The organism is Arthrobacter sp. sptzw32, from assembly GCF_059089735.1.
Window position 1 is genome coordinate 138,639 of record NZ_JBNHEZ010000007.1, and the last position, 26,281, is coordinate 164,919.

The following is a 26,281-nucleotide window of genomic DNA, read 5'->3' on the forward strand; positions in this document are numbered from 1 at the left end:
GCATGGAGTATGTAGCTGTACTCCTGCCTTCGCTGGTAGTGGGCCTCCTCTTCTGGTTCGCCATGAAGGCGATCTTTAATGCGGACAAATCCGAACGCCAGGCGGAGGCACAGGCCCAGGCTGAAGCAGAGGAGCAGGCTGCCGGGCCTGCCGGCAGCCCTGGTCCGGAATCGAATAGATAAACCGCTCGACTTTCCGCTTATATCCCCAGGAACCAATTTACGCTTTGACGCGTTGCCATAAAAAGAGTCATACTTTCAGTGAAACATCCTGCTTTTCTGAAAACCGAACCCTTTCCAAAGGAAGACTTTAAATGGCACAGAAAGTAAACATCATCCTCGTTGATGATTTGGATGGGGGATCCGCAGACGAGAATGTTAAGTTTGGCCTTGACGGGGTCAACTACGAGATTGACCTTTCGGCAGCCAATGCCGCTGAACTCCGTTCCTCACTGGAACGTTTTATCAACGCTTCACGCAAGGCTTCCGGCGGCAGCAGCGGCCGGACTGCCCGCAGCAAAGCACCGAGTGGCGGCCGCAGCCACGATTCAGCGCAGATTCGCCAATGGGCGAGGGAAAACGGCTACACCGTTAACAGCCGCGGCCGAATTCAGGCCGAAATCCAGGAAGCCTACCAAAAGGCCAATTCCTAGTTTCAGCCAGAGCCGGCCTAGAAGCCCTGCTTCCCGCTTTGGGAGGCAGGGCTTCTTTGGTTTCCCGCGCCGAAAGAGCCCGTCACGCCGCATTTACTCCCACAGGCCGGCGGCATCGGCGTGCAGGGCTGCATATAGGGCGCAGGACGTTGCAGGAGGCGAACCCGCGCTGGGAGGCACCGGTGTCCAAAGGCCCGGAGTGGGTCGCCGCATCGGGCCCGGAATAAGGCTTGTTTCACCGTACTTTTTCGGGTTCCCCCCGGCTGCCGGCGGTGCCTGGCGGGACCGGCTGCCGGTATTCCCGGTCCACCCCGGTTTCCCCCGTGGCGAACACGCTCCACAAGTATGGGCGGGCCACGTAGCATCAAAGTACGTCGTAGCTAGGAGTGTGGCGAAATGTTTGAGCGATTTACGGACCGTGCCCGTCGCGTAGTTGTGCTTGCCCAAGAAGAGGCACGCATGCTGAACCACAATTACATCGGTACCGAACACATCCTCTTGGGTCTTATCCATGAGGGTGAGGGCGTTGCCGCCAAAGCTCTTGAGTCCTTGAGCATTTCGCTCGACGGCGTTCGCGAGCAGGTGCAGGAGATTATTGGGCAGGGCCAGCAGGCGCCGTCCGGCCACATCCCCTTCACCCCCCGTGCCAAGAAGGTGCTGGAGCTCTCGCTGCGCGAGGCCCTCCAGCTGGGCCACAACTACATCGGCACGGAGCACATCCTGCTGGGACTCATCCGCGAGGGTGAGGGTGTTGCCGCCCAGGTGCTGGTCAAGCTCGGCGCCGACCTCAACCGGGTCCGTCAGCAGGTCATCCAGCTCCTGTCGGGCTACCAGGGCAAGGAAACCACCGGCGCAGGCGTCGGCTCGGGCCAGCCTGAAGGCACGCCGGCAGGATCAGTTGTACTGGACCAGTTCGGGCGCAACCTGACCCAGGCTGCCCGCGAGAACAAGCTGGACCCGGTGATCGGGCGCGAGCAGGAGATGGAACGCGTTATGCAGGTCCTCTCCCGCCGCACCAAGAACAACCCGGTGCTGATCGGTGAGCCCGGCGTCGGCAAGACCGCCGTCGTCGAAGGCCTTGCCCAGGCGATTGTCCGCGGCGATGTTCCGGAGACCATCCGGGACAAGCAGCTCTACACCCTGGACCTCGGGTCCCTGGTGGCCGGTTCCCGCTACCGTGGTGACTTCGAAGAGCGACTGAAGAAGGTCCTCAAGGAAATCCGCACTCGCGGCGACATCATCCTCTTCATCGACGAGATCCATACCCTTGTGGGTGCCGGTGCCGCCGAAGGTGCAATCGATGCTGCGTCCATCCTGAAGCCCATGCTGGCCCGAGGGGAACTGCAGACCATCGGTGCCACCACGCTTGACGAGTACCGCAAGCACATCGAAAAGGACGCCGCGCTGGAGCGCCGCTTCCAGCCGATCCAGGTCAAGGAGCCTTCAGTTGCGCATGCGATTGAGATCCTGAAGGGCCTGCGTGACCGCTACGAGGCGCACCACCGCGTAACCATCACCGACGGCGCCCTCGCCTCGGCTGCAAGCCTCGCCGAGCGCTACATCTCTGACCGCTTCCTGCCGGACAAGGCGATCGACCTGATCGACGAAGCCGGCGCACGGCTGCGCATCCGCCGCATGACCGCTCCGCCGGAGCTCAAGGCCATGGACGAGCGCATCGCCAAGCTGAAGATGGAAAAGGAGTCCGCAATTGACGCGCAGGACTTCGAAGGTGCAGCCGCGCTCCGTGACAAAGAGCAGAAGATGATCACCGAGCGCTCCGAAAAGGAACGCCACTGGAAGTCCGGCGGCATGGACGACATCTCTGAGGTGGATGAGGATCTCATCGCCGAGGTGCTGGCCAACTCCACGGGCATCCCCGTGTTCAAGCTGACCGAGGAAGAGTCCTCGCGCCTGCTGAAGATGGAAGAGGAACTGCACAAGCGGGTCGTGGGCCAGAACGAGGCAATCAAGGCACTGTCCCAGGCAATCCGCCGTACCCGTGCGGGGCTCAAGGATCCCAAGCGTCCGGGCGGTTCGTTCATCTTCGCCGGCCCCACCGGCGTCGGCAAGACCGAACTGGCCAAGGCACTTGCGGAGTTCCTGTTCGGTGAAGAGGACGCCCTCATCACCCTGGACATGTCCGAGTACTCCGAGAAGCACACCGTCTCCCGGCTCTTCGGTGCACCTCCGGGCTACGTCGGCTACGAGGAAGGCGGCCAGCTGACCGAAAAGGTCCGGCGTCGACCGTTCTCCGTAGTCCTGTTCGACGAAGTGGAAAAGGCCCACGCAGACCTCTTCAACTCGCTGCTGCAGATCCTGGAAGACGGCCGCCTGACCGACTCCCAGGGCCGCGTGGTGGACTTCAAGAACACCGTGATCATCATGACCACCAACCTGGGTACCCGGGACATCTCCAAGAGCGTTGCCACCGGCTTCCAGTCCGGCACCGACACGCAGACCGGCTACAATCGCATGCGTGCTCGTGTCACCGAGGAGCTCAAGCAGCACTTCCGCCCGGAGTTCCTGAACCGTGTGGATGACGTTGTGGTGTTCCCGCAGCTCACCCAGGACGAGATCATCGAGATCGTGGACATGTTCGTCACCCGCCTGGAGAAGCGCCTCAAGGACAAGGACATGGGCATCGAGCTCACGCCCAAGGCCAAGGTTCTCCTGGCAACCCGCGGCTACGATCCCGCCATGGGTGCACGGCCGCTGCGCCGCACCATCCAGCGCGAGATCGAGGATCAGCTCTCCGAGAAGATCCTGTTCGGCGAAATCCACGCCGGCGACATCGTCGTAGTGGATGTGGAAGGCGACGGCGACGACGCCAAGTTCACGTTCGCCGGCAATGCCAAGCCGCGCATCCCGGAAATCGCCCCGAGCGTCTAAACACCAAAGCAAAGGCCCCGCCCGCTCCCCGAGCAGGCGGGGCTTTCGCTTGCCCCCGTCCCGTCAAAGCGTTGGCGTCCGGCGGTTACCTTTGCTTACGAGGCTGCAGTGTTTCGGTCCGGTGCCGGCCATCAGAGATTTCCCGGCGCCTGCTCGTTCCTCGCTTTGACGGCGCCTACATAAATCCCTGATGCCCGGCACCTCGTGCATTTGCCGCCTTAAGCGAAGCGAGGGTGCCGGGGTCATTTGTGTAGCTTGCGTCAAAGCGACGAAGGAGCAGCAAGCGGCAAATGGCGCCGGGGCCGGAGCGCCCCAGCCGCGGCCGCCCAGTGCCCCGCAGCAGCGTTTGCGCTTGGCATCGTTGAGGGGCATGGTGAGCGTCGCCGTTGGGTCTTTTGTGATGTGGGGCACAGTGGGGTTGAATCGGGGCATGGCTACTGAGAATCCGGCGATTTCGGACGAGCAACCTTTGACCCCTTTTCATGATCTTGACCATTACCTGTCCATCCCGCGGGTGAGTGGTTTGGCGATGAGCCCCGACGGCCGCCGGCTGGTTACCACCGTGGCCACCCTGAACGCCAAGGGAACCGAATTCGGCACGGCCCTGTGGGAGCTGGACCCGGCAGGGCAGAAGCATGCCCGCCGCATAACGCGCAGCGCCAAGGGTGAGGCTGGAGCGGCGTTTGCTGCCAACGGCGACGTGTACTTCACCTCCGCCCGGCCCGATCCGGACAGCCCCGAGGGTGACCCCGTCAACGCCCTCTGGCTCCTTCCCGCCGATGGGGGCGAGGCAAGGGTGGTCCTGAACCGGCCCGGCGGCGTCGCTGCCGTGATGACAGCCAAAGCCGCGGACGCCACCTTTGTCGTAGCGGAGGTCCTGGCGGGATCCGCCGATGAAGACGACGACGCCGAGCGGCGGAAGGTTCGCAAGGACAACAAAGTCTCCGCCATACTGCACAGCGGATATCCGGTCCGGTTCTGGGATGCGGACCTTGGGCCCGGCCAGCCGAGGATCTTCGCTGTCGAGCCGGGAAAAGAGAAGGATCCCGGTAAACCCGCCACCCTGGACGCCACGGCTCCGCTGGTTCTCCGGAACCTCACCCCTGATGCAGGTGCCAGGCTGCGCGAGGCGGAAACAGTCGTCAGCCCCGATGGCCGGACCATTTATGCCAGCTACACCAAGCCGCTGGCCAAGGCGGACAGCCGCTCCGTCCTGCTGGCCATTGACACAGCCTCCGGCAATACCAGGGTGCTCCTGGACCGCGAGGGCATGAGCTACTTCCCCGGCCCGGTCAGTCCGGACGGCCGGACCTTGGTGGTGCTGAGCGAGAGTGACACCACCCCGCACGAGGCGCCCCAGGTGAAACTGCACCTTTTGGATGTCAGCGATAACGCCGCGGACGGAGTGAAGCTCCTGACACCCCTGGCGCACGACTGGGACCGGTGGGCCAAGCCGGCAGCCTGGCTGCCGGACGGGTCCGCCCTCCTGGTCACCGCGGACGACGACGGCGCGTCGCCCGTCTTCCGGATCAGCGTCCCGGCGTCTGCGGCTGAAGTGAGCGTCACCCGGGTGACGCAGGACGCGGCGGCGTACACCGACGTCGTGGTTTCACCGGAGGGGCGCAGTGCTTATGCCCTCCGCAGTTCCTATGAGTTCCCGCCGGAGGCTGTGCGCATCGACCTGCAAACCGGGGAGACCACCAGGTTGCCGGCACCGGCGGAGCGGCCTTCCCATCCTGGGCAGCTGGAACGGATTGCGGCGACGGCGGCGGACGGCTCACGCGTCCCGGCATACCTCGCGCTGCCGGATGGCGCGTACGCTGAATCCCCGGCGCCGCTGCTCCTCTGGATCCACGGCGGACCGCTGGGATCCTGGAACGCCTGGACCTGGCGCTGGAACCCGTGGCTGCTCACGGCGAAAGGGTATGCCGTACTGTTGCCCGATCCCGCTCTCTCCACCGGGTACGGCCAGCACTACATCCAGCGGGGCTGGGGCGAATGGGGTAAGAGCCCGTATACCGACCTTATGACAGTGACCGATGCCGCCGTCGAACGCCCTGACATCGACGCCGAGCGCACTGCGGCAATGGGCGGCTCGTTTGGTGGCTACATGGCCAACTGGGTTGCCGGGCAAACCGACCGATTCAAAGCCATCGTCACCCATGCGAGCCTCTGGGCGCTGGACCAGTTTGGCCCCACCACGGACGCGTCACAGTACTGGTTGAAGGAAATGACTGAGGAGATGGCGCTGGAGAACTCCCCGCACCTTCACGTCGAAAAGATCAGCACACCGATGCTGGTGATCCATGGGGACAAGGACTACCGCGTACCCATCGGGGAAGGCCTGCGCCTTTGGTACGAGCTGCTGTCCAAGTCACAACTCGCGGCGGACCAGGACGGCCGGACCCCGCATCGGTTCCTGTACTTCCCGGACGAGAACCACTGGGTGCTTCAGCCGCAGCACGCAAAGGTCTGGTACGCCGTCGTGGAGAGCTTCCTGGCCCGGAATGTCTTGGACCAGGACCTTTCGGTGCCTCCTGAGCTGGGGTTGTAGCACCTCACCTTCGGCTCGGAGGCTGGGACATTCCCTGCGCACCAATGGGTGCACAGGTCCATTCAGGAGGCTAAGCACGAGGCGAAGGGGCTGGGGCATTTACGTAGCGTGCATCTAAGCGAGGAACGAGCGAGCACGCGGTAAATGTCGCAGTCCCCAAGCCGGAAGCCCTCGCCTCGTAGGATTGCTCTGTGACTGACTCCTTCCATATCCGCCCTGCACGCACCGGTGATGTTTCCGCTATCAAGAAACTTGTGGCGCCGCTGGCCGAGCAGCGGATCCTGATGGCCAAGGAGACGGTGGCCTACTACGAGAGCCTGCAGGAGTTCCGGATTGCCGAGTCCTCGGACGGCGAAGTCATTGGCTGCGGCGCGCTCCACGTAATGTGGGAGGACCTTGCAGAGGTGCGGACCCTTGCCGCTTCGGCGGACTGGCGGGGAAAAGGCATAGGGCATGTCCTGGTGGAGAGCCTGCTTGAGGAGGCGCGCGCCCTGGGGGTCGCCCGCGTTTTTTGCCTTACCTTCGAGGTGGAATTCTTCAAGCGCCACGGCTTCGAAGTAATGGCCGACCAATCGGCAGTGGATCCAATGGTGTATTCGGAATTGCTCCGGTCCCATGACGAAGGCGTGGCGGAATTCCTCGACTTGGCCAGGGTCAAGCCAAATACCTTGGGAAATACCCGCATGATCAAATTCCTGTAACCGCCCGTTTCTTCCCAATGCCTAACAAATAGCCCTGACCTGCGCTTTCTTTTACTCGAATCAATGGATAAACTGTTGAGGGCAGGGCGGGGGCCCAAGGAAAGGGACAGTCATTGGGGGCTGTCCCTTTTCTCCGTTCGACAGGACGGGAACCCTACCGCCTCCCCATACGCCGGTAGTAGGGTCGGGAATGTCATCCTCCAGGAGCAGACCAGGAGCACACCCGTGAAAAAGCTCATCAACGATCCAAAATCGGTAGTTGACGAATCCGTGCAGGGCTTCGGCCTGGCGCATTCAGATCTCGTCACCGTAAGTGCCGATCCCACCTACATCACGCGCAAGGACGCGCCGGTTCGTGGGAAAGTAGGCCTCGTGTCGGGCGGCGGCAGCGGCCATGAGCCGCTCCATGCCGGCTTTGTGGGGCGCGGCATGCTGGACGCCGCAGTGCCCGGCGCGGTGTTCACCTCGCCCACACCAGACCAAATCCTCCCTGCGACCCTCGCGGTCAACTCGGGCGCCGGCGTCGTGCACATCGTCAAGAACTACACCGGCGATGTCTTGAACTTCGAGACCGCAGCAGAACTTGCCGAAGCTGAAGGCGTTAACGTCCGTACCGTCCTGGTCAATGATGACGTCGCCGTTGAGGACTCGCTCTACACGGCAGGCCGTCGGGGAGTGGGCGGGACAGTGCTTGTGGAAAAGATCGCCGGAGCTGCTGCCGAGCGCGGTGACGCACTGGACGCTGTTGCCGCCATAGGTGAACGGGTCAACAGCAACGTCCGCACCATGGGTGTCGCGCTGACCGCGTGCACCGTACCTCACGCGGGTTCGCCCAGCTTCGACCTGGCCGAGGATGAAATTGAGATCGGCATTGGGATCCACGGCGAGCCGGGCAGGCACCGAATCCCGATGGAAAACGCAGACGGCATCACGGACCGGCTGCTCGAACCTGTACTGACCGACCTGGGAATCGCGCCGGGGGACAAGGTGCTGCTGTTCGTGAACGGAATGGGCGGCACACCCCTGAGCGAGCTTTACATCGTCTACCGCAGGGCTGCGCAGGTGCTCGAAGACAGGGGAGCCGCCGTCGAACGCTCCCTCGTAGGTAATTACATCACCGCCCTGGAGATGCAGGGCTGCTCCATCTCGGTACTGCGGCTGGACGACGAACTCACCGAACTGTGGGACGCGCCGGTGCACACGGCGGCCCTGCGCTGGGGCGTGTGACTGTGGTCCTGGATGTGGTGTGGACGGTCAAATGGCTGACCCTGTGCGCGCAGGCAATGGCGGAGCACAGGGTGGAGCTGATCGAGCTGGACCGTGCCATTGGGGATTCTGATCACGGCGAAAACATGGACCGCGGGTTCCAGGCTGTTTTGGATAAACTGTCCGACTCCCCCCCGGAAACCCCGGGAGCCGCGCTGAAGCTGACCGCCATGACCCTGATGTCAAAGGTGGGCGGCGCGGCCGGCCCGCTGTATGGGACGGCGTTCCTTCGCGCGGCCACTTCCCTGGGGGACGCGGCGGAAATTGCTCCTGCCGCCTGGGCCGGCGCCCTCACCGCTGCGCGCGACGGGATAGTGGCACGGGGAAAGGCGGAGCCGGGGGACAAGACCATGGTGGATGCCTGGACTCCTGCGGCGGAGGCAGCAAGCCAGGCAGCCGCCGGCAGCAGCCCGGATGCACTGACCGTCCTGGTGGCCGCGGCGGAGGCCGCTGAAGCCGGAGCCGTGGCTACCGATCCACTGGTTGCCCGCAAGGGACGCGCCAGCTACCTCGGGGAGCGGAGCACCGGGCACCGCGACCCCGGGGCCGCTTCCAGTGCCCTGATCCTCCGTGCCGCCGTGCAGGCGGCCGCGTGACCGTCAGCATTGTGGTGGTCTCCCATAGCGGAAAGATCGCCGACGGCGCTGTGGAGCTTGCCGCGCAGATGGCGCCTGACGTCGTGCTGCTGGCAGCGGGCGGCACCATGGACGGCAGGATCGGCACCAGCCTGGAAAAGGTTCTTGCCGCGCTGGACAAGGTGGCCGGGGGTGATGGTGCGGTCATCATGACCGACCTGGGCTCGGCCGTGATGACAGCCGAGTCTGCGTTGGAATTTGCGGAAGACGCCTCAAAGATGGTGTTGGCGGACGCGCCCCTGGTGGAGGGGCTGGTGGCAGCTGCAGTCGCCGCCCAGGGTGGCGGCGACCTCCAAACGGTTAAGAGGGCGGCTGAAGCCGTCCGCGGCCCTGCCCTGTACTCCGAAACACCGGCATTGCTTGGCAGGAAGGGTTCTGCCACCGGTCCCGCCCCCGATTACACCGGAGATTTTGAGCTGGTGAACCAGGCCGGCATGCATGCGCGCCCAGCCGCGAAAATCGCCGGCGGGCTTTCATCGCTCGACGCGGAAGTCCAGGTCAATGGCGTTGACGGCGCGTCCATGACAGCCCTCATGACGCTGGCCGCCGGCAAGGGTTCAGTGCTGCACGTCCAAGCGTGGGGAACGGACGCGGAACGTGCAGTCAACTACGTCGGCGGGCTGGTGCAGGCCGGCTTCGGGGAACCGTAGGACGGCACGGTCCAACCTGGATGATGCCCGGGCGGTGTGTTAGCGGCACCGCAAAGCGCTCCTGCGAATATGCTCGATGCCATGGAACGGCTGTACCTCGAAGACAATTCCCCGGATATTGAAGTGCTGGAGGGGCAGACGTCCGTTGAAGAACTCCTTGTTGAGCTGGGTTTCGAGTGGCTGCCGGAATCAGGGGTTGGGGGATGCCCGGACCAGGCTGGTACCGAAGAAAGCTTCAGCCAAGCGGCGCTGTTCTGACCGTCAGGCCTGCTCGTGCAGCCCCTCTGCGTCGAGCAGCAGGGATGCGGTGATGAACCTGCCGCACTGCTTTCCGAAGGGGTAGTCGCCGCGGGGGCGGAAGTCCAGGGTCTTCACGGGTAGGGGTAATCCGTCAGGGGCAGCTGGTGCTGCCGTTACCGACATTGGCGCCTCGGTGAGGGTTTGCAGGAACAGCGTGGCGAACTTCGTGCCATCCGGGGAAGCGGTGGCAGAGCAGACACCCTCCGGGGTGCAGCCCTGGTCGATGGAGGCACTGCCCGGGTGGAGCTGCACGTCATCTTCGGTGCAGGTGCCGTCCTGGCAGGCCTGCAGATGCAGCGTTGCCACCCGCGGGGCGTAGTCGGCCGAAACACGCACCGAGACGGCAGTGGCTTGTGCGATGGCCGGGCAGGGGACGGCGCCGGGACCGGGGCCGCAAGCAGAGGCAAGTCCCGCCGTCGTCATCAGAGCCAAAAGCAGCACGCGCTTGCCCATACTTCAGGGTACGGCCGGGCGGGAAAGACCTCTGCCGCCCCCGACTAAGTGGTACAAACATCGTTATCCTTACGCGGGGAGCCGGTATCCGCCGCCGTGAAGTTCCGCCAAGCCATCCGCGAGCAGTCCCGCCAAAGCCCGGTCCAGCTGCTCCGGAGCGGAATTCAGCCTGTGCAGGGCGCCCAGCGGCACGCCGATTCCCTCGGGCGCAAAACCAAGGTCCGCGGGCTCCCGCTGGAACATCTCCGGCGGCACGGGCGCCTCGGCCTCGCGCAGTACGGCCAGCACGGCGCCGCGCACCTGGCGGTCCGTGCCGTGCCATGCCTGGCCCTTCGGAATGTACGACGGCGGCGGCTCCCCTGCCGCCCGCCACGCACAGGAATTCCGGACCGGGCAGTCGCCGCATTTGGGTGCCCGGGCTGTGCAGACGAGCGCCCCCAGTTCCATCACCGCAGCGTTCCAGCGCACGGACGTGCCGTCGTCGTGCGGCAGGAGCTGGGCGGCGAGCCGCATTTCTGCTGCGGTCAGCGCCGGGGCGGGGAGCGCAACACCGGAAACAAGCCGGGCATGGACCCGCCTGATATTCGTGTCCACCACCGTTTCGCGGCGGCCGTAGGCGAAAGCAGCTACCGCAGCCGCCGTGTAGCTGCCCACCCCGGGCAGCGCCAGCAGCTCAGCGTAGTTGTCCGGAACCCGGCCCCCATGGTCCTGCACGATCGCCACTGCTGCCGCATGCAGCCGCAGCGCGCGCCGAGGGTAGCCGAGCCGGCCCCAGGAGCGGACTGCCTCGCCGGCCGGTTCCCCGGCCAGGCCGGCGGGAGTGGGCCACCGCCGCAACCATTCATTCCAAACGGGCAGCACCCGGACCACCGGGGTCTGCTGCAGCATGATTTCGCTGACAAGCACACCCCAGGGCGAGCATTCCTGTTTCCGCCAGGGAAGGTCCCGGGCAATTTCCGCGAACCAGTTGTTAATCACGCCGTGCAGGCTGTGCAGTTCCGTCCCCGCCGGAAAGAGTGCGGGCATTGCTGTGGCGGGGGCTGGAGTGTCGATCCCAACACTGTAATTGATCCTGCTCCACCGTTGAAACGGGATGTGACCAGAGCATCGGCAGGGCGGCGGCGTGGTGGGCAGGCAGATCCGCGCCGGTTCTCTAGCCTAGAAGGATGGGCAGGCAAGGCGATTCAGCATCACAGGGCAGGGCGACGGCATCCGGTTCCAGCAGCGTACATAAGGCGAGCCCGGCCGTGTACCGCCGCCGCCGGCTGTTCCTCGGTGCGGCGCTGCTGATGGTGATCGCTCTGGTAGCCGGAGGGTTCACCCTGGCCGGTGCCTTAGGCGGCAAGTCTGAGCAGGCGTCCTCAGCGGACCCAACCGCCGGCGCGACGGCTTCAGCTGACCCCTCAGCGGAACCGTCGCTGTCGCGCTCGGCTTCGGAACCGACGCCCACCCCGACGCCATCAGCCACACCCACCTGCAACCAGAACCTGGTCACGGTCTCCGCGTCCACGGACAAGGCCTCCTACGGGCCCGGGGAAAACCCGATGCTCACCCTCAAGGTGACCAATGGCGGCACCATGCCCTGCGAGGTCAACATCGGGACCTCTCAGATGGAGTATTTGGTGACGAGTGGGCCGGACCGCATCTTCTCGTCCCGCGATTGCCAGGCAAAGAGCGAGGACCTGGTGAAAATCATCGCACCCGGCGCCAGCGAGACCGCCAACTTCCCGTGGTCCCGGAACCGCAGCGTTGAAGGCTGCCAGCCCGTGGAAGCCAAACCAGGAGACGGCGGGGCGTACTACATTTTCACTGCGAAGCTCGGATCCAAAGCCAGCCCCAAGGCGGTTTTCCAGCTGAACTGACGGGTTCTCCAAAGGGCTTGTTACGCGAAGGTTTTAGAGGAAGCGGTCCAGCAGGCTTGCTTCGGCCATCCGGCTGAGGCCTTCCCGTACGGTCCTGGCGCGCTGGTCGCCGATGCCGTCCACTGTCATCAGGTCATCAATCGTGGCTGCCATCAGGAATTGCAGCCCGCCGAAGTGGTCCACGAGGCGGTCCGCCACGGCCTTTGGAACTGCCTTCAACCCCGAAAGAAGCCTGTATCCGCGGGGCTGCACCACGGCGTCAAGGTTCGCCTCGCCCCCCGCGAAGCCGACGATTCCCGAGATCCGGCCGAGGTCGATCAGCTCCGTAGGCCCGAGGTTCACGAGGGCGCTGACGGCTTTTTCGATGTCCTCGGGGGAGGCGTTGGGCGAGGCGTAGTCGCGGATAATGACGTCGCTTCCGGGGCCGCGGCCCACGGTGAGCTCATCGAGCTGAAGTGAAAGGAGACGGCCGTCCTCGCCGAGTTCAAGGACGTACTGGGAGATTTCCTCCGAAATGCGGCGGACCATTTCCTGCCGCTGCAGGGTGACGGCCACGTCCCGGACCGTCACCATCGCTTCGATTTCCAACGCAGAAAGGGAGCTTGTGACCTGGTCCAGGCGCGACCGGTACCGCTCAAGGGTGGCGAGGGCCTGGTTGGCGCGCGCCAGGACTTTCTCCGAGCCCTCCAGGACGTGGCGCAGGCCGTTCACGTAGAGGGCAATGATCTGCATCGACTGGCTGACGGAGATGACGGGAACGCCGGTTTGGATGGCGACGCGCTCGGCGGTGCGGTGGCGGGTGCCGGATTCCTGGGTTTCGATGCTGGAGTCCGGCACAAGCTGGACGGCGGCGCGGAGGATGTTGCCGGCGTCCTTGTCGCAGATAATAGCGCCGTCCATCTTGGCGAGCTCGCGCAGGCGGGTGGGGGAGAAATCAATGCCGATGTCGAAGCCGCCCGAGCAAATGGAGTCGATGGTTCGGTCCGAGCCCAGTACGATCAGTGCGCCGGTCCGGCCGCGGAGGATGCGCTCAAGGCCATCGCGCAGCGGGGTCCCGGGTGCCACCCTGGCAAGAGTTGCCCTCAAAGATTCTTCGGGGCTCCGCGCCATCAGGTGTTTCCCTTCAAAGGTGCGGGTTGCAGCCCGCAGAAATGCCGGCTTTCACGCTTGGCCGGCAGGAACAAAAGTACTCATTTTCCCGCAAGCTCAATGATAGGGGTAAGAAAACCCAACTTCCGCACGGTGATGCCCTAAAGTGCCCCACTGAAGGGTCCGTGGAAGCGTACATTAACGCGCCCGACGGCGGCCGGCCGGGTGGGTACTTTGGCTTCCGCTCCGTTCACTACCCTCAGCAGCTGCAGGAATATCTGCCCGGCCAGGTGGCTTGTCCCTAAGAGACCGACAACGGCCCGGCAGCGGCCGTGCCCGCAGGGCAGCGACACACCGGCGCCCGGCCCACCGGATTCGTTTGCCGCATGGGCAGCACCGACCAATAGGAGCACCATGGATTTAGCCTCAGGAACAACAGCCCGCACGGAGCGGACGGCGCTGGTAGTGGGGGCCACCGGCATCGCCGGATCAGCTCTTGTGGACAATTTGGCAGGGGAGGGGTGGGCTGTCCTGGCCTTGTCCCGGAAACCCGGAGCAGAGCGCCCCGGTGTCCGCTGGCTCTCCGCTGACCTCACCTCGGCGGCGTCATTGGCCGCTGCACTGGGGCCCGAGAACCCCTCGCATGTCTTCTTCACAGCATGGTCGCGGCGTGACACCGAAGAGGAAAACATCACCGTCAACGCCGGTATGGTGCGCGATCTCCTCGCGGCACTCCGAGGCAAGGACGTAGCCCACGTTGCCCTGATGACCGGACTCAAGCACTACCTGGGACCTTTTGAGGCCTATGCGGCCGGAGAAATGGCGGATACGCCCTTCCACGAGGAGGAGCCACGCCTGCCGGTGGCCAACTTCTATTATGCGCAGGAGGATGAGCTCTGGGCCGCCGCTGCTGCGCAAGGTTTCACCTGGTCCGTCCACCGCGCCCACACCGTGATCGGGCACGCGGTGGGCAACGCCATGAATATGGGCCTCACGCTTGCGGCGCAGGCGGCACTTTGCGGGGAAAACGGCGAGCCGTTCGTTTTCCCGGGATCCGAGACGCAGTGGAACGGACTGACTGACATGACGGAGGCGGGCGTGCTTGCGGAGCACATGGTCTGGGCCGCCACCACGCCGAAAGCAGCCAACGAGGCGTTCAATATCGTGAACGGGGATGTCTTCCGCTGGCGCTGGATGTGGCCGAAGCTCGCGGCCTACTTCGGCGTGGCCTGGGAAGGGTTCGAACGGGAACCACGCCCCCTCGAACAAACCATGGCAGGGCGCGGGGACCAGTGGAGGGAACTTGCCGGGCGCCATAACCTGATCGAGCCGGACCTGGACCGCGTCGCGTCCTGGTGGCACACGGACAGCGACCTGGGACGCAATATTGAAGTAGTCACGGACATGGGCAAAAGCCGGGATGCCGGGTTCACCGGGTACCGGCGGACGCTGGAGGCATTCACTGCCCTGTTTGACCGCTACCGGGCTGAGAACCTCATTCCCTGATCGGGTGGGCCGGCCGGGAGCCGGGTGACTGGCGGGTGCGGCGATGGAAGGTACGAACGCCGCCCCCGCCGGTTTGCAGCCCTGCGATAAACTTGAACTTGGCTGTTCGCCAGTCCGTTTCCCCGGCCCCCAGCCGCGCCTGATGAGGCAGTGAACGGGGTTTGCCCAAAACCGCACCGAAAGTAGCACCGTGTCCCAAGATGTCCTCACCCCCGCCCGGATCTCGGAGATTCACCAAGAGGCGGGCCGGCGTCGGACCTTTGCTGTCATTTCCCACCCTGACGCGGGCAAGTCCACGCTCACCGAGGCACTGGCCCTGCATGCCAAGGTGATCGGCACCGCCGGCGCGTCCAGCGGCAAGGCAAACCGCAAGGAAACAGTCTCGGACTGGATGCAGATGGAAAAGGACCGCGGTATTTCCATCAGCTCCGCGGCGCTCCAGTTCTCCTACCGGGACACCGTCATCAACCTCCTGGACACCCCCGGCCACGCCGACTTCTCGGAGGACACCTACCGGGTGCTCGCCGCCGTCGACTGCGCCGTGATGCTCGTGGACGCCGCGAAGGGCCTGGAAACCCAGACCATGAAGCTGTTCGAGGTCTGCAAACAGCGGAACCTGCCCATCATCACCGTCATCAACAAGTGGGACCGCCCCGGCCTGGACGCTCTTGCTTTGATGGATGAGATCACCGAGCGAACCGGGCTGCAGCCCATGCCGCTGACCTGGGCAGTAGGCATATCCGGCGACTTCCGCGGCGTTTGGGATCTCCGCAATGACCGCTTCGCCCGTTTCCAGCGCAACAACGCCGGCGCACAGATCGCCATCACCGAGTACTTCACCCCGCAGGAGGCGGCGGAAAGCCAGGGCAGCAACTGGTCCGACGCTGTGGACGAAGCCGGCCTGGTCATCGAATCGAACCTGGAGTTCGACGTCGAAAGCTTCCACGCCGGCAAGGCCACCCCCATCCTGTTCAGCTCCGCCGCGCTCAACTTCGGCGTCAAGGAACTGCTGGACGCGCTGGTGGACTTCGCCCCGCCGGCAGCACCGCGGCCAGACGTGTACGGCACGCCGCGTCCGGTGGCCTCCCCGTTCTCCGGCTTCGTCTTCAAGGTCCAGGCCGGCATGAACAAAGCCCACCGCGACCACGTGGCCTTCATCCGCGTCTGCTCCGGCGTCTTCGAGCGCGGCATGGTGGTCACCCAGACCCGCACCGGAAAATCGTTCGCCACCAAATACGCCCAGCAGGTCTTCGGCCGGGAGCGCGAAGTGATCGACGAGGCCTACCCTGGCGACGTCGTGGGCCTGGTCAACGCCTCCTCGCTGCGCGTGGGGGACAGCCTCTACCTTGAGGACGCCGTGGAATACCCGGCCATCCCGTTGTTCGCCCCCGAGCATTTCCAGGTGGCCCGGTCCAAGGACCCCAGCAAGTTCAAGCAGTTCCGCCGCGGCATCGAACAGCTCGAGCACGAGGGCGTTATCCAGCTGCTCCGCTCCGACGTCCGGGGGGACCAGGCGCCGGTGCTTGCCGCCGTCGGACCCATGCAGTTCGAAGTGGTGGAGGACCGGATGGCGCACGACTTCAGTGCCCCCATGCGGCTGGAACGCCTGCCCTACTCTTTGGCCAGGATCACGACGGCGGACGCCATGCCCGCGCTCGCCAACGTACCGGGCGCCGAGGTGCTCCTGCGGTCCGACGGCGAGTACCTCGCCCTGTTCAACGACGTCTGGGCCCTTCGCAGGATCGAAAAAAACCACCCGGACCTGACCCTCGTGCCCATCGGCACCCACAACCCCGCAAAGTAGGAACCGTGAACGCAGTGCAACCCAGCGCAGTCCAACCCCGCGCATTGATCACCGGCGCCGGGACCATCAACCCGCTCGGCTCCTCGGTGGCCGAAACCTGGTCCGGGATGGTGGCCGGCAAGTCGGGCATTGGACCGCTCGGGGAAGCCTGGGCTGAACAGCTGCCCGTGAAAATTGCGGGACAGGTGACCACCGACCTTTCCGGCCACCTCAGCACGCGCGAAATGAAGCGCATGGACCGCTGCGGGCAGCTCGCGCTTATCGCTGCCCGGGAAGCCTGGAAGCAGGCCGGCGCGCCGGACGTGGATCCTGAGCGTTTCGCGGTGGTGATCGGCTCGGCGTACGGCGGGCTCGGGTCCACCCTGGAGCAGGACCGCACCCTTGCCGAATCCGGCCCGCGCAAGGTTTCACCGCACACGCTCACCCGCCTTATGGTGAACGGCCCGGCGGCTTGGGTCTCGATCGAACTCGGTGCCCGCGGCGGCGCACGGACGCCGGTCAGCGCCTGCGCCTCCGGGGCGGAGGCGATTGTCCAGGCAGCCGAGATGATCCGCTCCGGTGCTGCCGACGTCGTGATTGCCGGCGGCGTTGACGCTTCGGTTAATGACCTGGTGATCACCGGCTTTTCCCAGATCCGCGCCTTGTCCACCCGTTCCGGGGACCCGCAGCAGGCCTCGCGCCCGTTCGATGGCGGCCGGGACGGCTTTGTCCTCGCGGAGGGCGCCGGTGTGGTGGTGCTGGAGAGCGAAGAGCACGCCCGCGCCCGCGGCGCAGCCGTGTTGGGTGCTGTGGCAGGCGGCGCTGTGACATCGGACGCAAATGACATTGTGGCGGCTGATCCTGCCATGCAGCGGCGGGTTATGCAGAAGGCGCTTGATTCCGCGGGCCTTGCTGCCGAAGACATCGGGTTTGTGCATGCCCACGCCACGTCCACGCCGGTGGGGGACCGTTTGGAAGGCCAGGCCATCAACGCAATCTTCGGTCCGGATATCCCTGTCACTTCCACCAAGGGCCATACCGGCCATCTGCTGGGCGGTGCCGGTGCGCTCGCGGCCGTTGTGGTGGTTGAGGCACTGCGGACCGGGATGCTTCCGGGAACCTTGAACGTCCAGGAACTGGACCCCGAGGTAGAGCTCAACGTCGTCACCGAAGACGTCCGCCAGCTCCAGCCAGGCAACGCCCCGGCGGGCTTGGTGAACGCCTTTGGGTTTGGCGGGCACAGTGTTGCCTTGGTAATCACGGGAAAATAACGCAAAAGCCCGGAGCCAGTTCCCTGGCTCCGGGCTTCATCCGTTGGCCGGCAGGATTCCTGCCCGTCCTTGAAGGCGTTATGCCCGGCTCGGAACGGGTGCCTCCACTGGGACTGCCTGTGCCTCCAGTGCTTCACCGTTTCCGCTGCGGCGTTCCTTCAGGAAGTACACCAGGCCTGCGGCGACTGTGGAGGCCGCTGCCAGCGCAAACAGGCCGGGGATGACGCTTCCGGTCTGCTCCTTGATGATGCCGAAGCCGAACGGGGCAACGAACCCGCCCAGGTTTCCCAAGGAGTTGATAATGGCGATGGCCGGAGCCAGGACCATCGGATGCAGCCCGGACTGCGGGATGGTCCAGAACAGCGGGGAGGCGCTCTTGAAGCCCATGGCGGCGATGGCCAGGAAGACCAGGGCCATGACCGGTGAGGCGACCGCGGCGGCGAACGTACCTGTGGCGGCTACCAGGAGTGCAACCACCAGCAGCGGGCGCTTGGACTTGGCTTTGTCCTGCAGCTTGGCGGCAAAGTACATGGCGAACACTGCGCAGACCCACGGGATGGAGGACAGGAAGCCCACGGTGAGGTCGGTGGTGCCCGGGATCTGCTTGATGATGCTGGGAAGCCAGAACGTGTTGGCGTAGATGGACAGCTGGATGGAGAAGTAGATGCCGCACAGCAGCAGGATCTGCGGGTTCAGGAGCATCTTCCAGCGGTTGATCTTTCCACCGTCTGCTGCGGTGTGCTGGGCGTCCTCATCGGCGATGGCGCGGGACAGGGCGGTCTTCTCAGCTTGTTGAGCCACTTGGCGTCCGCGATTCTGGCGTCCAGGAGGAAGAACACGGTAAAGCCCACAACCACGGACAGGGCGCCCTCGAAGCCGAAGAGCCACTGCCAGCCGCGCAGGCCAAGGGCGCCGTGGAGGCTGAGCAGCATCCCGGCGATGGGGCCTGAGATCGCGGCAGCGATGGAGGAACCGGCGATGAAGATTGCGGTGGCTTTGCCCCGCTGGCTGGCGGGGACCCAGCGGGCGAAGTAGAAGATGACGGCGGGGAAGAACCCGGCTTCGGCTGCGCCCAGCAGGAAACGCAGGACATGGAACATCGTCTCGTTCTGCACGAACGCCATCAGGAAGGAGACGATGCCCCAGCTGACCATGATCCGGGCCAGCCACACCTTGGCGCCGTACTTTTCCATCATCACGTTGCTGGGAAGTTCGAAGATGGCGTAGGCGATAAAGAAAAGCCCGGCTCCGAATCCGTACGCAGCGGCGCCGATGCCCACGTCAGCCTGGAGGTGGTCCTGTGCGTAGCCGATGTTTGACCGGTTCAGTTGGTTGCACACCAGCATGACCAGCATGATGGGCAGCACGCGTTTGAAGAACTTCTTTGTGGCTGTGGCCACATCCGAGACAGCACTGTCAACAGACGTCATTGACTGTATTTCCTTTGGGGTAGAGATCCCGGGCCTGCTGCGGGGCGGGGAGAGTGTGGGGCCAGCCACAGCGACCCTCCTACTTTAGGTCGTTGCTGTGATGCAGGTCCAACACGCTTTACGCCTGGCTTCATGCCCTCTGGGCATGGTGCTGGCCCCTGGGGCAGCAGACGGCTGCGGCCCCTTCCAGCCTGCGGTTGCAGGACGGAAGGGGCCGCGGTCAGGCCTTGAGGCTGCGCCCTGCTACCGGACCAGGCAGGGCCGCTTAGGGTCGAAGGACCAGCCGTCGATGTAGTACTGCATGCCAATGCTGTCGTCGCGGGCGTCGAGGCCATGCTCCAGGTACAGCTTGTGGGCCTTGTCCAGGGCTTCGCGGTCCAGCTCTATTCCCAGGCCCGGGGCTGCCGGGACCTCGATGGCGCCGTCCTTGATCTGCAGCGGGTTTTTGGTCAGCCCCTGTCCGTCCTGCCAGATCCAGTGGGTGTCCAGTGCCGTGATCTCGCCCGGAGCCGCGGCGCCGGTGTGCGTGAACATGGCCAGCGAGATGTCGAAGTGGTTGTTTGAGTGCGAGCCCCAGGTGAGGCCGAACTCGTGGCACATCTGGGCCACCCGGACTGAACCGTGCATGGTCCAGAAGTGTGGATCGGCAAGCGGGATGTCCACGGCGTTGCTGCGGATGGCGTGGGACATCTCGCGCCAGTCCGTGGCGATCATGTTGGTGGCCGTCTTCAGCCCGGTGGCGCGGCGGAATTCCGCCATCACTTCGCGGCCGGAGAAACGCCCTTCGGCGCCGCAGGGGTCCTCGGCGTATGCCACCACACGCTGCATCCGCTTGCCCAGCCGGATGGCCTCCTCCAGGAGCCAGCCGCCGTTCGGGTCCAACGTGACCCGTGCGTCCGGGAAACGCTTGGCGAGGGCCGTGACCACGTCCACCTCCTCATCGCCGGACAGCACGCCGCCCTTGAGCTTGAAATCGCTGAAGCCGTAGCGTTCCTGCGCAGCTTCCGCCAGCGCGACGACGGCCTCCGGAGTCATGGCTTCCTGGCGCCGGAGCTCCTCCCAGCGGTCAGCGGGGGCGTCCTCCACCAGGTAGGGGAGGTCCGTCCGCTTGTGATCGCCCACGAAGAAAAGGTAGCCCAACATGGGCACGGACGTGCGCTGCTGGCCATCACCGAGCAGTTCGGCCACGGGGACGCCGAGGAACTGGCCGTGCAGGTCCAGCAGGGCTGACTCGACGGCGGTAACGGCATGGACCGTGGTGCGCAGGTCGAAGGTCTGCAGGCCGCGCCCGCCGGCGTCGCGGTCTGCGAATTCGGCCGCGACCTCCCGCAGGAGTGAGCGATAGCGGGCCACCGGTTTGCCGTTGATCAGGGCACCGGCTTCTTCGATGGTGGTGCGGATCTTTTCGCCGCCGGGAACTTCACCGAGGCCGGTACGTCCGTCCGAGTCGGTGATGATGACGATGTTGCGGGTGAAGAACGGGCCGTGAGCGCCGCTGAGGTTCATCAGCATGCTGTCGTGGCCCGCAACGGGGACCACCTCTACGCCGGTGATGATGGGCTGGTTGCTCATGCGCCGACCTCGGCTTTCTCTTCAGCTGCCAGGACTACGGTGCCGTCGATGAGGCGGTTGACCTTCCAGGGGTTCTCGTCCTGCAGCGGGGCAGGGAGGAGTTCCTGGGGAATGTTCTGGTATGCGACGGGGCGCAGGAAGCGGTTGATGGCGAGGGTTCCAACGGAGGTGGTGCGGCTGTCGGAGGTGGCGGGGAAGGGGCCGCCGTGAACCATGGCGTGGCCTACCTCGACGCCGGTGGGCCAGCCGTTGATGATGATGCGGCCTACTTTCTGCTCCAACGCCGGGATCAGGGGTGCCGCCGTCGGGTAGTCCTCTTCGGTGAGATGCAGCGATGCTGTCAGCTGGCCTTCGAGTCCGCTGATGGCCTCGATCAGGTCCTCCGAGCTGGCGTAGCGGATGACCAGGCTGGCAGCACCGAAGATTTCCTCGTGAAGGACGTGGTTGGTCACGAAGTCCTTGACCTGCGTGCCGAAGATGGCAGGAGCGGGCGCGTTTTTCGTTGCACCCTCCAGGCCCTTGCCAATGAGGTCCACACCTGCGGCGTTGCCGAGTGCTTCGGTTCCTGCGTTCCAGGAGCCGGCGATGCCTTCGGTGAGCATTGTCTGGCCGGCGCAGGCGGCCACGGCACGGGCGACGGCGGCTGCGAGTTTGTCCCCTGCCTCACCTTTGGGGGCGAACAGCAGGCCCGGCGAGGTGCAGAGCTGACCGGAACTGCCGGTGACGGCGGTGACGTACTGCTGGGCCAAGGCCTCAATCTGTTCCGCGGAGCCGTTCAGGGCACCTTCGAAGACGAAGACCGGGTTCAGCGAGGACATTTCCGCATAGACGGGAATGGGCTCGCGGCGGGCAGCGGCGGTTTTCATGAGTGCTATGCCCGCGGCCTGGGAGCCGGTGAAGCCGACGGCCTTGATGGCGGGGTCGGCGACGAGGGCCTGGCCGATGCTGGCGCCCGGTCCGTAGATCAGGGAAAACACTCCCGGGTGCAGGCCAAAGTCCTTGACGGCCTTGTCGACGGCCTGGCCGACGAGTTCACCGGTGCCCGGGTGGGCGTTGTGGGCCTTGAAAACCACCGGGCAACCGGCAGCCAGGGCTGACGCGGTGTCGCCACCGGCGGTGGAGAAGGCGAACGGGAAGTTGCTGGCACCGAACACTGCCACCGGTCCGAGGGGGATCTGGCGCTGCCGGATGTCTGCCCGGGGCAGCGGGGTGCGGTCCGGGATGGCGGGGTCGATGCGAACGCCGCGGAAGTCACCCGTACGGACAACTGTTGCGAAGAGCCGCAGCTGGCCGGTGGTGCGCGCCCGTTCGCCCTGGAGCCGGGCAGCCGGGAGGCCGGTTTCCTGGCTTGCACGGATGATCAGTTCCTCGCCGATGTCCTCGATGTTGTCCGCGATGGCCTCGAGGAACCCGGCGTGGGTTTCCGGGTCGAGGGTCGAGAAGGACGGGTACGCTGCTGCGGCCGCTGCGGTGGCTGCCTTGAGCTGGTCCTCGGTCAGGAGCGAGTAGGCGGGGTCGAGCTGCCCGTTGGTGGCGGGGTTGTAGCCGTAGGCTGTTTTTCCTTCGCCGATAACGGTTTGTCCGGCGATCAGGGAGTGTCCGGTGAGGGTCACGATGGTTCCTCCTATGAGAGGTGGTGGATCAGGAGACGGTGGCGATGAGGGCTTTGAGGTCTGCGAGGTCCTGTTCGGCGAGGTTCTGCAGCGGCGGGCGAACTGGGCCGGCGGAGCGGCCGACAGCGTCAAGGCCGCCCTTGACGATGGAGACAGAGTAGCCCTTGACTCGGTCGCGGATGTCCAGGTACGGGATGACGAAGTCATTGAGCTTCTTGTTGACGGCTACGCGGTCGTTGTTCCGCACGTCCTGATAGAAATCCAGGGCGAACTGCGGCACGAAGTTGTACATGGCGCTGGAGTAGGTGCTCATGCCCAGCTGCAGCAGCGGCAGGGCGAAGGTCTCGGCAGTGGGGAGGCCGCCGAGGTAGAAGAGCCGCTCGCCGAGCTTGGCGTAGACGCGGGCATCGTGCTCGAGGTCACCCACGCCGTCCTTGAAGCCGATGAGGTTCTCGTGCCGGTCGGCAAGCGCGGCCACCGTGGTGTCCTTGTAGATGGCGTTGGCGCGGTTGTAGATGATCACGCCGAGGGAAGTGGCGCTGCAGACAGCGCTGACGTGCTCGATAAGCCCTCCCTGGTCGGCTTCTGTGAGGTACGGGGGCAACAGGAGGATGCCTTCGGCGCCCGCTGCCTCGGCAGCCTTGGCGTTCTCAATGGCCTGGACCGTGGATCCGCCGGCAGAGGCGAGGACGGGAACCTGGCCGCCCACTTCCTCCACAGCGGTGCGGACGACGCGCTCGGACTCGGCTGCCGACAGGGAGAAGCCCTCTCCGGTGCCGCCGGCGGCGAAGAGGCCCGCAACGGGGAAGCTTGCCTGCCAGGCCAGGTGCTTGCGGTAGTTCTCTTCATCGAACTGCAGCTCTGCATCGAACGAGGTCACGGGGAAGGACAGCAGGCCTTCCTTGAGAGTGTCCGCCAGTTCCTGGGGTGAGTACTTTGCCACGGTTTGTGTCCTCTGGGTAATGCCGCTGTGGGCGTGATGGTGTTGTGTCTAGAGTAGGCAGGCTGTGTGATGCCTGTCCAAGAGTTTTCTGGTATCCAATGATGCCCGCAAAGCATTATTGGTGTTTGGTGTTATTTGCTGAGGTTCGAGCTTTCAGCGAAGAAGTCCAACTCCTTCAGAAGCCTTCGCAGCGCCGGGTTTTCCGCGCTCTTAATCCAGATGGCGTGCAGTTCCACCGGGTTATTACCCTGGCTTGAGAGTGGCAGGTACCTGACGCCCTCGATGTTCAATTGCGCGGCGGACGCGGGAACAAGCGCCACGCCCCGCTTGGCAGCAACGAGGGAGACCATGGTGACAATCTGGCTGACGACATGGACGACGTTCCCGTGCCTGATCGGAAACATCCGGACCACGAGGTCGTAGAAGTACCGCGCTTCTGTTGGTGAGTGCATGATAAGCGGCTCATTTTTGAAGTCCTCATGACTGAGGTCCCGGCCCAGGCCTGTGAGCCGGTGGCCCGAGGGTACAGCGAGCAGCATGGACTCGCTGAAGAGCAGCCGGGAGTCAAAAGTTTCTTCATCGAACGGCGGACGGGCCAGGCCCATATCCAGCTCTCCGGTCAGCAGGCCGCTGATTTGCTTGCCCGAGACCAGCTCCAGGAGTTCGACGTCGACATCGGGCAGGAGGCGGCTGGTCTCCCCCAGCAGTGGCCCCAGAACGTTCAGTGCGCTTGCGGCGGTGAAGCCGATGCGCAGGTAGCCGGAGCGGCCGGAAGCTATTCTTCGGGCAGCGGTAGGCGCCCGTTCCGCCAGGGCCATGAGGCGCCTGGCTTCGTCCAGGAAGGCCATGCCTGCGGGAGTCAGTTGCACGTTTCTGTTGGTTCGTTCGAAAAGACTGGTCCCCACAATCTTTTCCAGTTTCTGGATCAGCCGGCTCAACGGGGGCTGGGTCATTTCCAGGCGTTCGGCGGCGCGGCCAAAGTGCAGTTCTTCAGCGACGGCGATGAAGCCGGCCAGCTGATCAAAGGTAAACATGTAGCCCTTCGCAGTCTCTTTGGCGTAAGTAATCCAAGTGAAAGGCATGCTACCGCCGGTTGCCTGATTGCCTGCCCTTTCGACGCTTTTCCAGAGCTGGGCGGGTCAGGCCTTCACTGCAAGAACCGGGCAACTGGCTTCAAGGAGAATGCGTTGGGCATCGCTTCCCAGAAGCAGCTTGCCGACCTGGGAGCGCTTGCGGATACCGATGACGATCATTTCGGTGTCCTCAGCCGTTGAAGCCTCGATGAGAGCATCCGGGCCGTCTTCATGGGCATCCCTTTCGATCCGCGCGGCGACACCGGCACGGGCCGCGCGGGCCACAAGTGCGTCGAGGTCCGGATCCGAGGCAAGCTTCGGGTCGGTGTGTGAATGGCGGCTGCTGCTGTTGATGATGACGAGTTTCTCATTGAGCTGTGAGGCCAGGGACAACGCCTTGGCAAAGGCAGCTTCACCGCGTTCATTGGGGACAAATCCTAAAACGATGGACATAGCAACTTCCGTTCGAGTTGTGGTTTTCCGGGCAGGTCAGTCTTCGAATCCTCGGCCATGCGTGTGCAGGACGGCCTCAGTTTTGGCTTGCTGGCGACGCAAAATCCAGGTCATTACGGGGGCAGCAGCGAGGGCAATAAGGATAGTAACGGCCAAGGTGATTGAAATGGGGCTTGAAACGAAGATTCCGAGGCTGCCTTCGGAGAGCCGGATGGCCTGGCGGAAGGACGTTTCCAGCAGCCCTCCAAGTACGAAGGCGAGGACGAGCGGGCCCGGGGGAAATCCCAGCTTCTTCATCAGGTAGCCCACAACGCCGAAGATGATAACCAGGAACATGTCAAAGACGCTGTTCCGCACGGTGTACACGCCAATCATGGTGATGAGGACGGTCAACGGGTTGAGGATGGTTGCTTTTACCGACAACAGCTTGACGAAGATGCCAATCAGCGGGATCGACAGCAGGAGCAGGAAGACGTTGCCGATGTACATGGAATCGATGACGCCCCAGAAGATATCCGGGTGATCGTTGATCAGGCTCGGTCCCGGCGTGATGCCCTGCAACAGGAGCGCGCCGAACATGATGGCCATAGTTCCGTTGGCGGGAATGCCGAGGGTCAGGAGCGGGATGAAGGAGCTGGTTGCTGCCGCGTTGTTCGCAGTCTCGGGCCCTGCAACACCCTGGATGGCCCCGCGCCCGAAGCGCTCTGGGTTCCGGGAGAACTTCTTTTCGGTGGCGTAGGCGACCAGCGAGGCGATGGTGGCTCCGCCGCCCGGCAGGATGCCCAGCGCGAAGCCGGAGACGGAACCACGGGCGATGGCACCTGAGGACAGCTTCAGGTCGCTGCCCGTGGGCAGGGCCCGCTTGAACTTGGGAGTTACCGATGATGCCGATGGGGGCGTGGCCATGTTGTACAGAATTTCGCCGACGCCGAACAGACCCATGGCAATGATGACGAAGTCGATGCCGTCTGCCAGGTTGTCCGAGCCGAAAGTGAACCGGCTGACGCCCGTGACCGGGTCCCGGCCCACAGTAGCCAGAAGGAGGCCGATGGTGGCGGAGACGGCTGCTTTCCGGGCTGAACCGTTGCCCAGGGAGGAGACCAGCAAAATACCGAGCATGGCGAGCAGGCTGTACTCGGCCGGACCGAAGTCCAGCGCGAAGCTGGCCACCAGGGGGGCCAGGAAGGTGAGTCCGACAATCGCTATGGTGCCGCCGATGAAGGACCCTACTGCTGCGATTCCCAATGCAGCGCCGGCACGTCCCTGCCGGGCCATTTGGTAGCCGTCGAGGGCTGTCACAACGCTTGAGGCTTCGCCGGGCAGGCGCAGGAGGACCGAGGTGATGGTCCCGCCGTACTGGGCACCGTAGAAGATGCCCGCGAGCAGGATGATGGCACTGGCCGGTTCCATGGTGTAGGTCAGCGGGAGCAGGATGGCGATGGTTGCTGCCGGCCCCAGCCCGGGCAGTACACCGATAAGCATGCCAAGGGTGACGCCGACCAGGCAAAACAGCAGGTTGCCCGGCTGCAGCACCACGTCGAAGCCGCCGATGGCGTCGTTGATGATATCCATGTGGGGAGACGTTT

Annotated in this window: 24 protein-coding genes; 13 read left to right on the forward strand and 11 right to left on the reverse strand. The window is 64.5% G+C overall.

All coding sequences use genetic code 11. The features are described 5' to 3' along the window. The first annotated feature begins 2 nt into the window (after positions 1–2). The 9 genes from AC5RVN_RS14525 to AC5RVN_RS14565 all read left to right on the forward strand — a co-directional run bounded on the left by AC5RVN_RS14525 (position 3) and on the right by AC5RVN_RS14565 (position 9,605). Entirely contained in the window at positions 3–182 is a 180-nt protein-coding gene (locus AC5RVN_RS14525) for a hypothetical protein (protein WP_494040426.1), read from the forward strand. Positions 183–313: 131 nt separating this feature from the next. Beyond that, a complete protein-coding gene (locus AC5RVN_RS14530) occupies positions 314–652 on the forward strand; it encodes a histone-like nucleoid-structuring protein Lsr2 (protein ID WP_494040427.1) in 339 nt (112 codons plus the stop codon). A gap of 396 nt (positions 653–1,048) precedes the next feature. After that, positions 1,049–3,541, forward strand: coding sequence for an ATP-dependent Clp protease ATP-binding subunit (locus AC5RVN_RS14535; protein ID WP_494040428.1), 2,493 nt, complete (start codon positions 1,049–1,051; stop codon positions 3,539–3,541). A gap of 430 nt (positions 3,542–3,971) precedes the next feature. Then, positions 3,972–6,095 (forward strand): S9 family peptidase, encoded by a 2,124-nt coding sequence (locus tag AC5RVN_RS14540; protein WP_494138393.1) that lies wholly within the window; start codon positions 3,972–3,974, stop codon positions 6,093–6,095. Positions 6,096–6,286: 191 nt separating this feature from the next. After that, positions 6,287–6,796, forward strand: coding sequence for an amino-acid N-acetyltransferase (locus AC5RVN_RS14545; RefSeq protein ID WP_494105744.1), 510 nt, complete (start codon positions 6,287–6,289; stop codon positions 6,794–6,796). A 225-nt stretch (positions 6,797–7,021) separates the two neighbouring features. Beyond that, a complete protein-coding gene (gene dhaK, locus AC5RVN_RS14550; RefSeq protein WP_494105745.1) occupies positions 7,022–8,023 on the forward strand; it encodes a dihydroxyacetone kinase subunit DhaK in 1,002 nt (333 codons plus the stop codon). Between the two features lie 2 nt (positions 8,024–8,025). Continuing rightward, positions 8,026–8,658 carry a dihydroxyacetone kinase subunit DhaL gene (gene dhaL, locus AC5RVN_RS14555; protein WP_494105783.1) on the forward strand — a complete coding sequence of 211 codons (633 nt, stop codon included), beginning with the start codon at positions 8,026–8,028 and terminating at the stop codon, positions 8,656–8,658. Continuing rightward, positions 8,655–9,347, forward strand: a complete 693-nt coding sequence (gene dhaM, locus AC5RVN_RS14560; protein ID WP_494105746.1) for a dihydroxyacetone kinase phosphoryl donor subunit DhaM — start codon at positions 8,655–8,657, stop codon at positions 9,345–9,347. Before dhaL ends, dhaM begins: the two co-directional genes overlap by 4 nt. 81 nt (positions 9,348–9,428) lie before the next feature. After that, positions 9,429–9,605 (forward strand): hypothetical protein, encoded by a 177-nt coding sequence (locus AC5RVN_RS14565; RefSeq protein ID WP_494105747.1) that lies wholly within the window; start codon positions 9,429–9,431, stop codon positions 9,603–9,605. 3 nt (positions 9,606–9,608) lie between these two features. On the opposite strand, the gene AC5RVN_RS14570 is transcribed toward AC5RVN_RS14565, so the two are convergent. Both AC5RVN_RS14570 and AC5RVN_RS14575 read right to left on the reverse strand, forming a co-directional pair. Continuing rightward, on the reverse strand, positions 9,609–10,100 hold the full coding sequence (locus AC5RVN_RS14570; protein WP_494040434.1) for a hypothetical protein: 492 nt from the start codon (positions 10,098–10,100) through the stop codon (positions 9,609–9,611). Positions 10,101–10,169: 69 nt separating this feature from the next. Then, complete coding sequence (locus AC5RVN_RS14575; protein ID WP_494105748.1) at positions 10,170–11,126, reverse strand: HhH-GPD family protein; 957 nt, start codon at positions 11,124–11,126, stop codon at positions 10,170–10,172. Positions 11,127–11,266: 140 nt separating this feature from the next. Here AC5RVN_RS14575 and AC5RVN_RS14580 point away from each other — a divergent pair, with 140 nt between their 5' ends. Beyond that, positions 11,267–11,962 (forward strand): hypothetical protein, encoded by a 696-nt coding sequence (locus AC5RVN_RS14580; protein ID WP_494040436.1) that lies wholly within the window; start codon positions 11,267–11,269, stop codon positions 11,960–11,962. A 33-nt stretch (positions 11,963–11,995) separates the two neighbouring features. Here AC5RVN_RS14580 and disA read toward each other — a convergent pair whose 3' ends face one another. Continuing rightward, entirely contained in the window at positions 11,996–13,072 is a 1,077-nt protein-coding gene (disA, locus tag AC5RVN_RS14585; RefSeq protein WP_494040437.1) for a DNA integrity scanning diadenylate cyclase DisA, read from the reverse strand. Positions 13,073–13,465: 393 nt separating this feature from the next. On the opposite strand from disA, the gene AC5RVN_RS14590 reads away from it, so the two are divergent. The 3 genes from AC5RVN_RS14590 to AC5RVN_RS14600 all read left to right on the forward strand — a co-directional run bounded on the left by AC5RVN_RS14590 (position 13,466) and on the right by AC5RVN_RS14600 (position 17,611). Beyond that, complete coding sequence (locus tag AC5RVN_RS14590; protein WP_494138394.1) at positions 13,466–14,557, forward strand: SDR family oxidoreductase; 1,092 nt, start codon at positions 13,466–13,468, stop codon at positions 14,555–14,557. A gap of 190 nt (positions 14,558–14,747) precedes the next feature. Further along, positions 14,748–16,361, forward strand: coding sequence for a peptide chain release factor 3 (locus AC5RVN_RS14595; protein ID WP_494138395.1), 1,614 nt, complete (start codon positions 14,748–14,750; stop codon positions 16,359–16,361). A gap of 5 nt (positions 16,362–16,366) precedes the next feature. Beyond that, positions 16,367–17,611, forward strand: a complete 1,245-nt coding sequence (locus AC5RVN_RS14600) for a beta-ketoacyl-[acyl-carrier-protein] synthase family protein (RefSeq protein ID WP_494138396.1) — start codon at positions 16,367–16,369, stop codon at positions 17,609–17,611. 78 nt (positions 17,612–17,689) lie between these two features. On the opposite strand, the gene AC5RVN_RS14605 is transcribed toward AC5RVN_RS14600, so the two are convergent. The 8 genes from AC5RVN_RS14605 to AC5RVN_RS14640 form a co-directional block, all read right to left on the reverse strand. Continuing rightward, complete coding sequence (locus AC5RVN_RS14605) at positions 17,690–18,412, reverse strand: MFS transporter (protein WP_494138397.1); 723 nt, start codon at positions 18,410–18,412, stop codon at positions 17,690–17,692. Then, positions 18,304–19,011: an MFS transporter gene (locus AC5RVN_RS14610; RefSeq protein WP_494138398.1), complete on the reverse strand. Its 708-nt coding sequence runs from the start codon at positions 19,009–19,011 to the stop codon at positions 18,304–18,306. Before AC5RVN_RS14610 ends, AC5RVN_RS14605 begins: the two co-directional genes overlap by 109 nt. A gap of 273 nt (positions 19,012–19,284) precedes the next feature. Next, on the reverse strand, positions 19,285–20,613 hold the full coding sequence (locus AC5RVN_RS14615) for an enolase C-terminal domain-like protein (protein ID WP_494138399.1): 1,329 nt from the start codon (positions 20,611–20,613) through the stop codon (positions 19,285–19,287). Beyond that, on the reverse strand, positions 20,610–22,226 hold the full coding sequence (locus AC5RVN_RS14620) for an aldehyde dehydrogenase (NADP(+)) (protein WP_494138400.1): 1,617 nt from the start codon (positions 22,224–22,226) through the stop codon (positions 20,610–20,612). Before AC5RVN_RS14620 ends, AC5RVN_RS14615 begins: the two co-directional genes overlap by 4 nt. A gap of 28 nt (positions 22,227–22,254) precedes the next feature. Continuing rightward, complete coding sequence (gene kdgD, locus AC5RVN_RS14625; RefSeq protein ID WP_494040444.1) at positions 22,255–23,169, reverse strand: 5-dehydro-4-deoxyglucarate dehydratase; 915 nt, start codon at positions 23,167–23,169, stop codon at positions 22,255–22,257. 131 nt (positions 23,170–23,300) lie between these two features. Then, on the reverse strand, positions 23,301–24,203 hold the full coding sequence (locus tag AC5RVN_RS14630; protein ID WP_494138441.1) for a LysR family transcriptional regulator: 903 nt from the start codon (positions 24,201–24,203) through the stop codon (positions 23,301–23,303). 105 nt (positions 24,204–24,308) lie between these two features. Next, entirely contained in the window at positions 24,309–24,695 is a 387-nt protein-coding gene (locus AC5RVN_RS14635; protein ID WP_494138401.1) for a universal stress protein, read from the reverse strand. A gap of 36 nt (positions 24,696–24,731) precedes the next feature. Continuing rightward, positions 24,732–26,267 carry a tripartite tricarboxylate transporter permease gene (locus AC5RVN_RS14640; RefSeq protein ID WP_494138402.1) on the reverse strand — a complete coding sequence of 512 codons (1,536 nt, stop codon included), beginning with the start codon at positions 26,265–26,267 and terminating at the stop codon, positions 24,732–24,734. Positions 26,268–26,281: the final 14 nt, after the last annotated feature.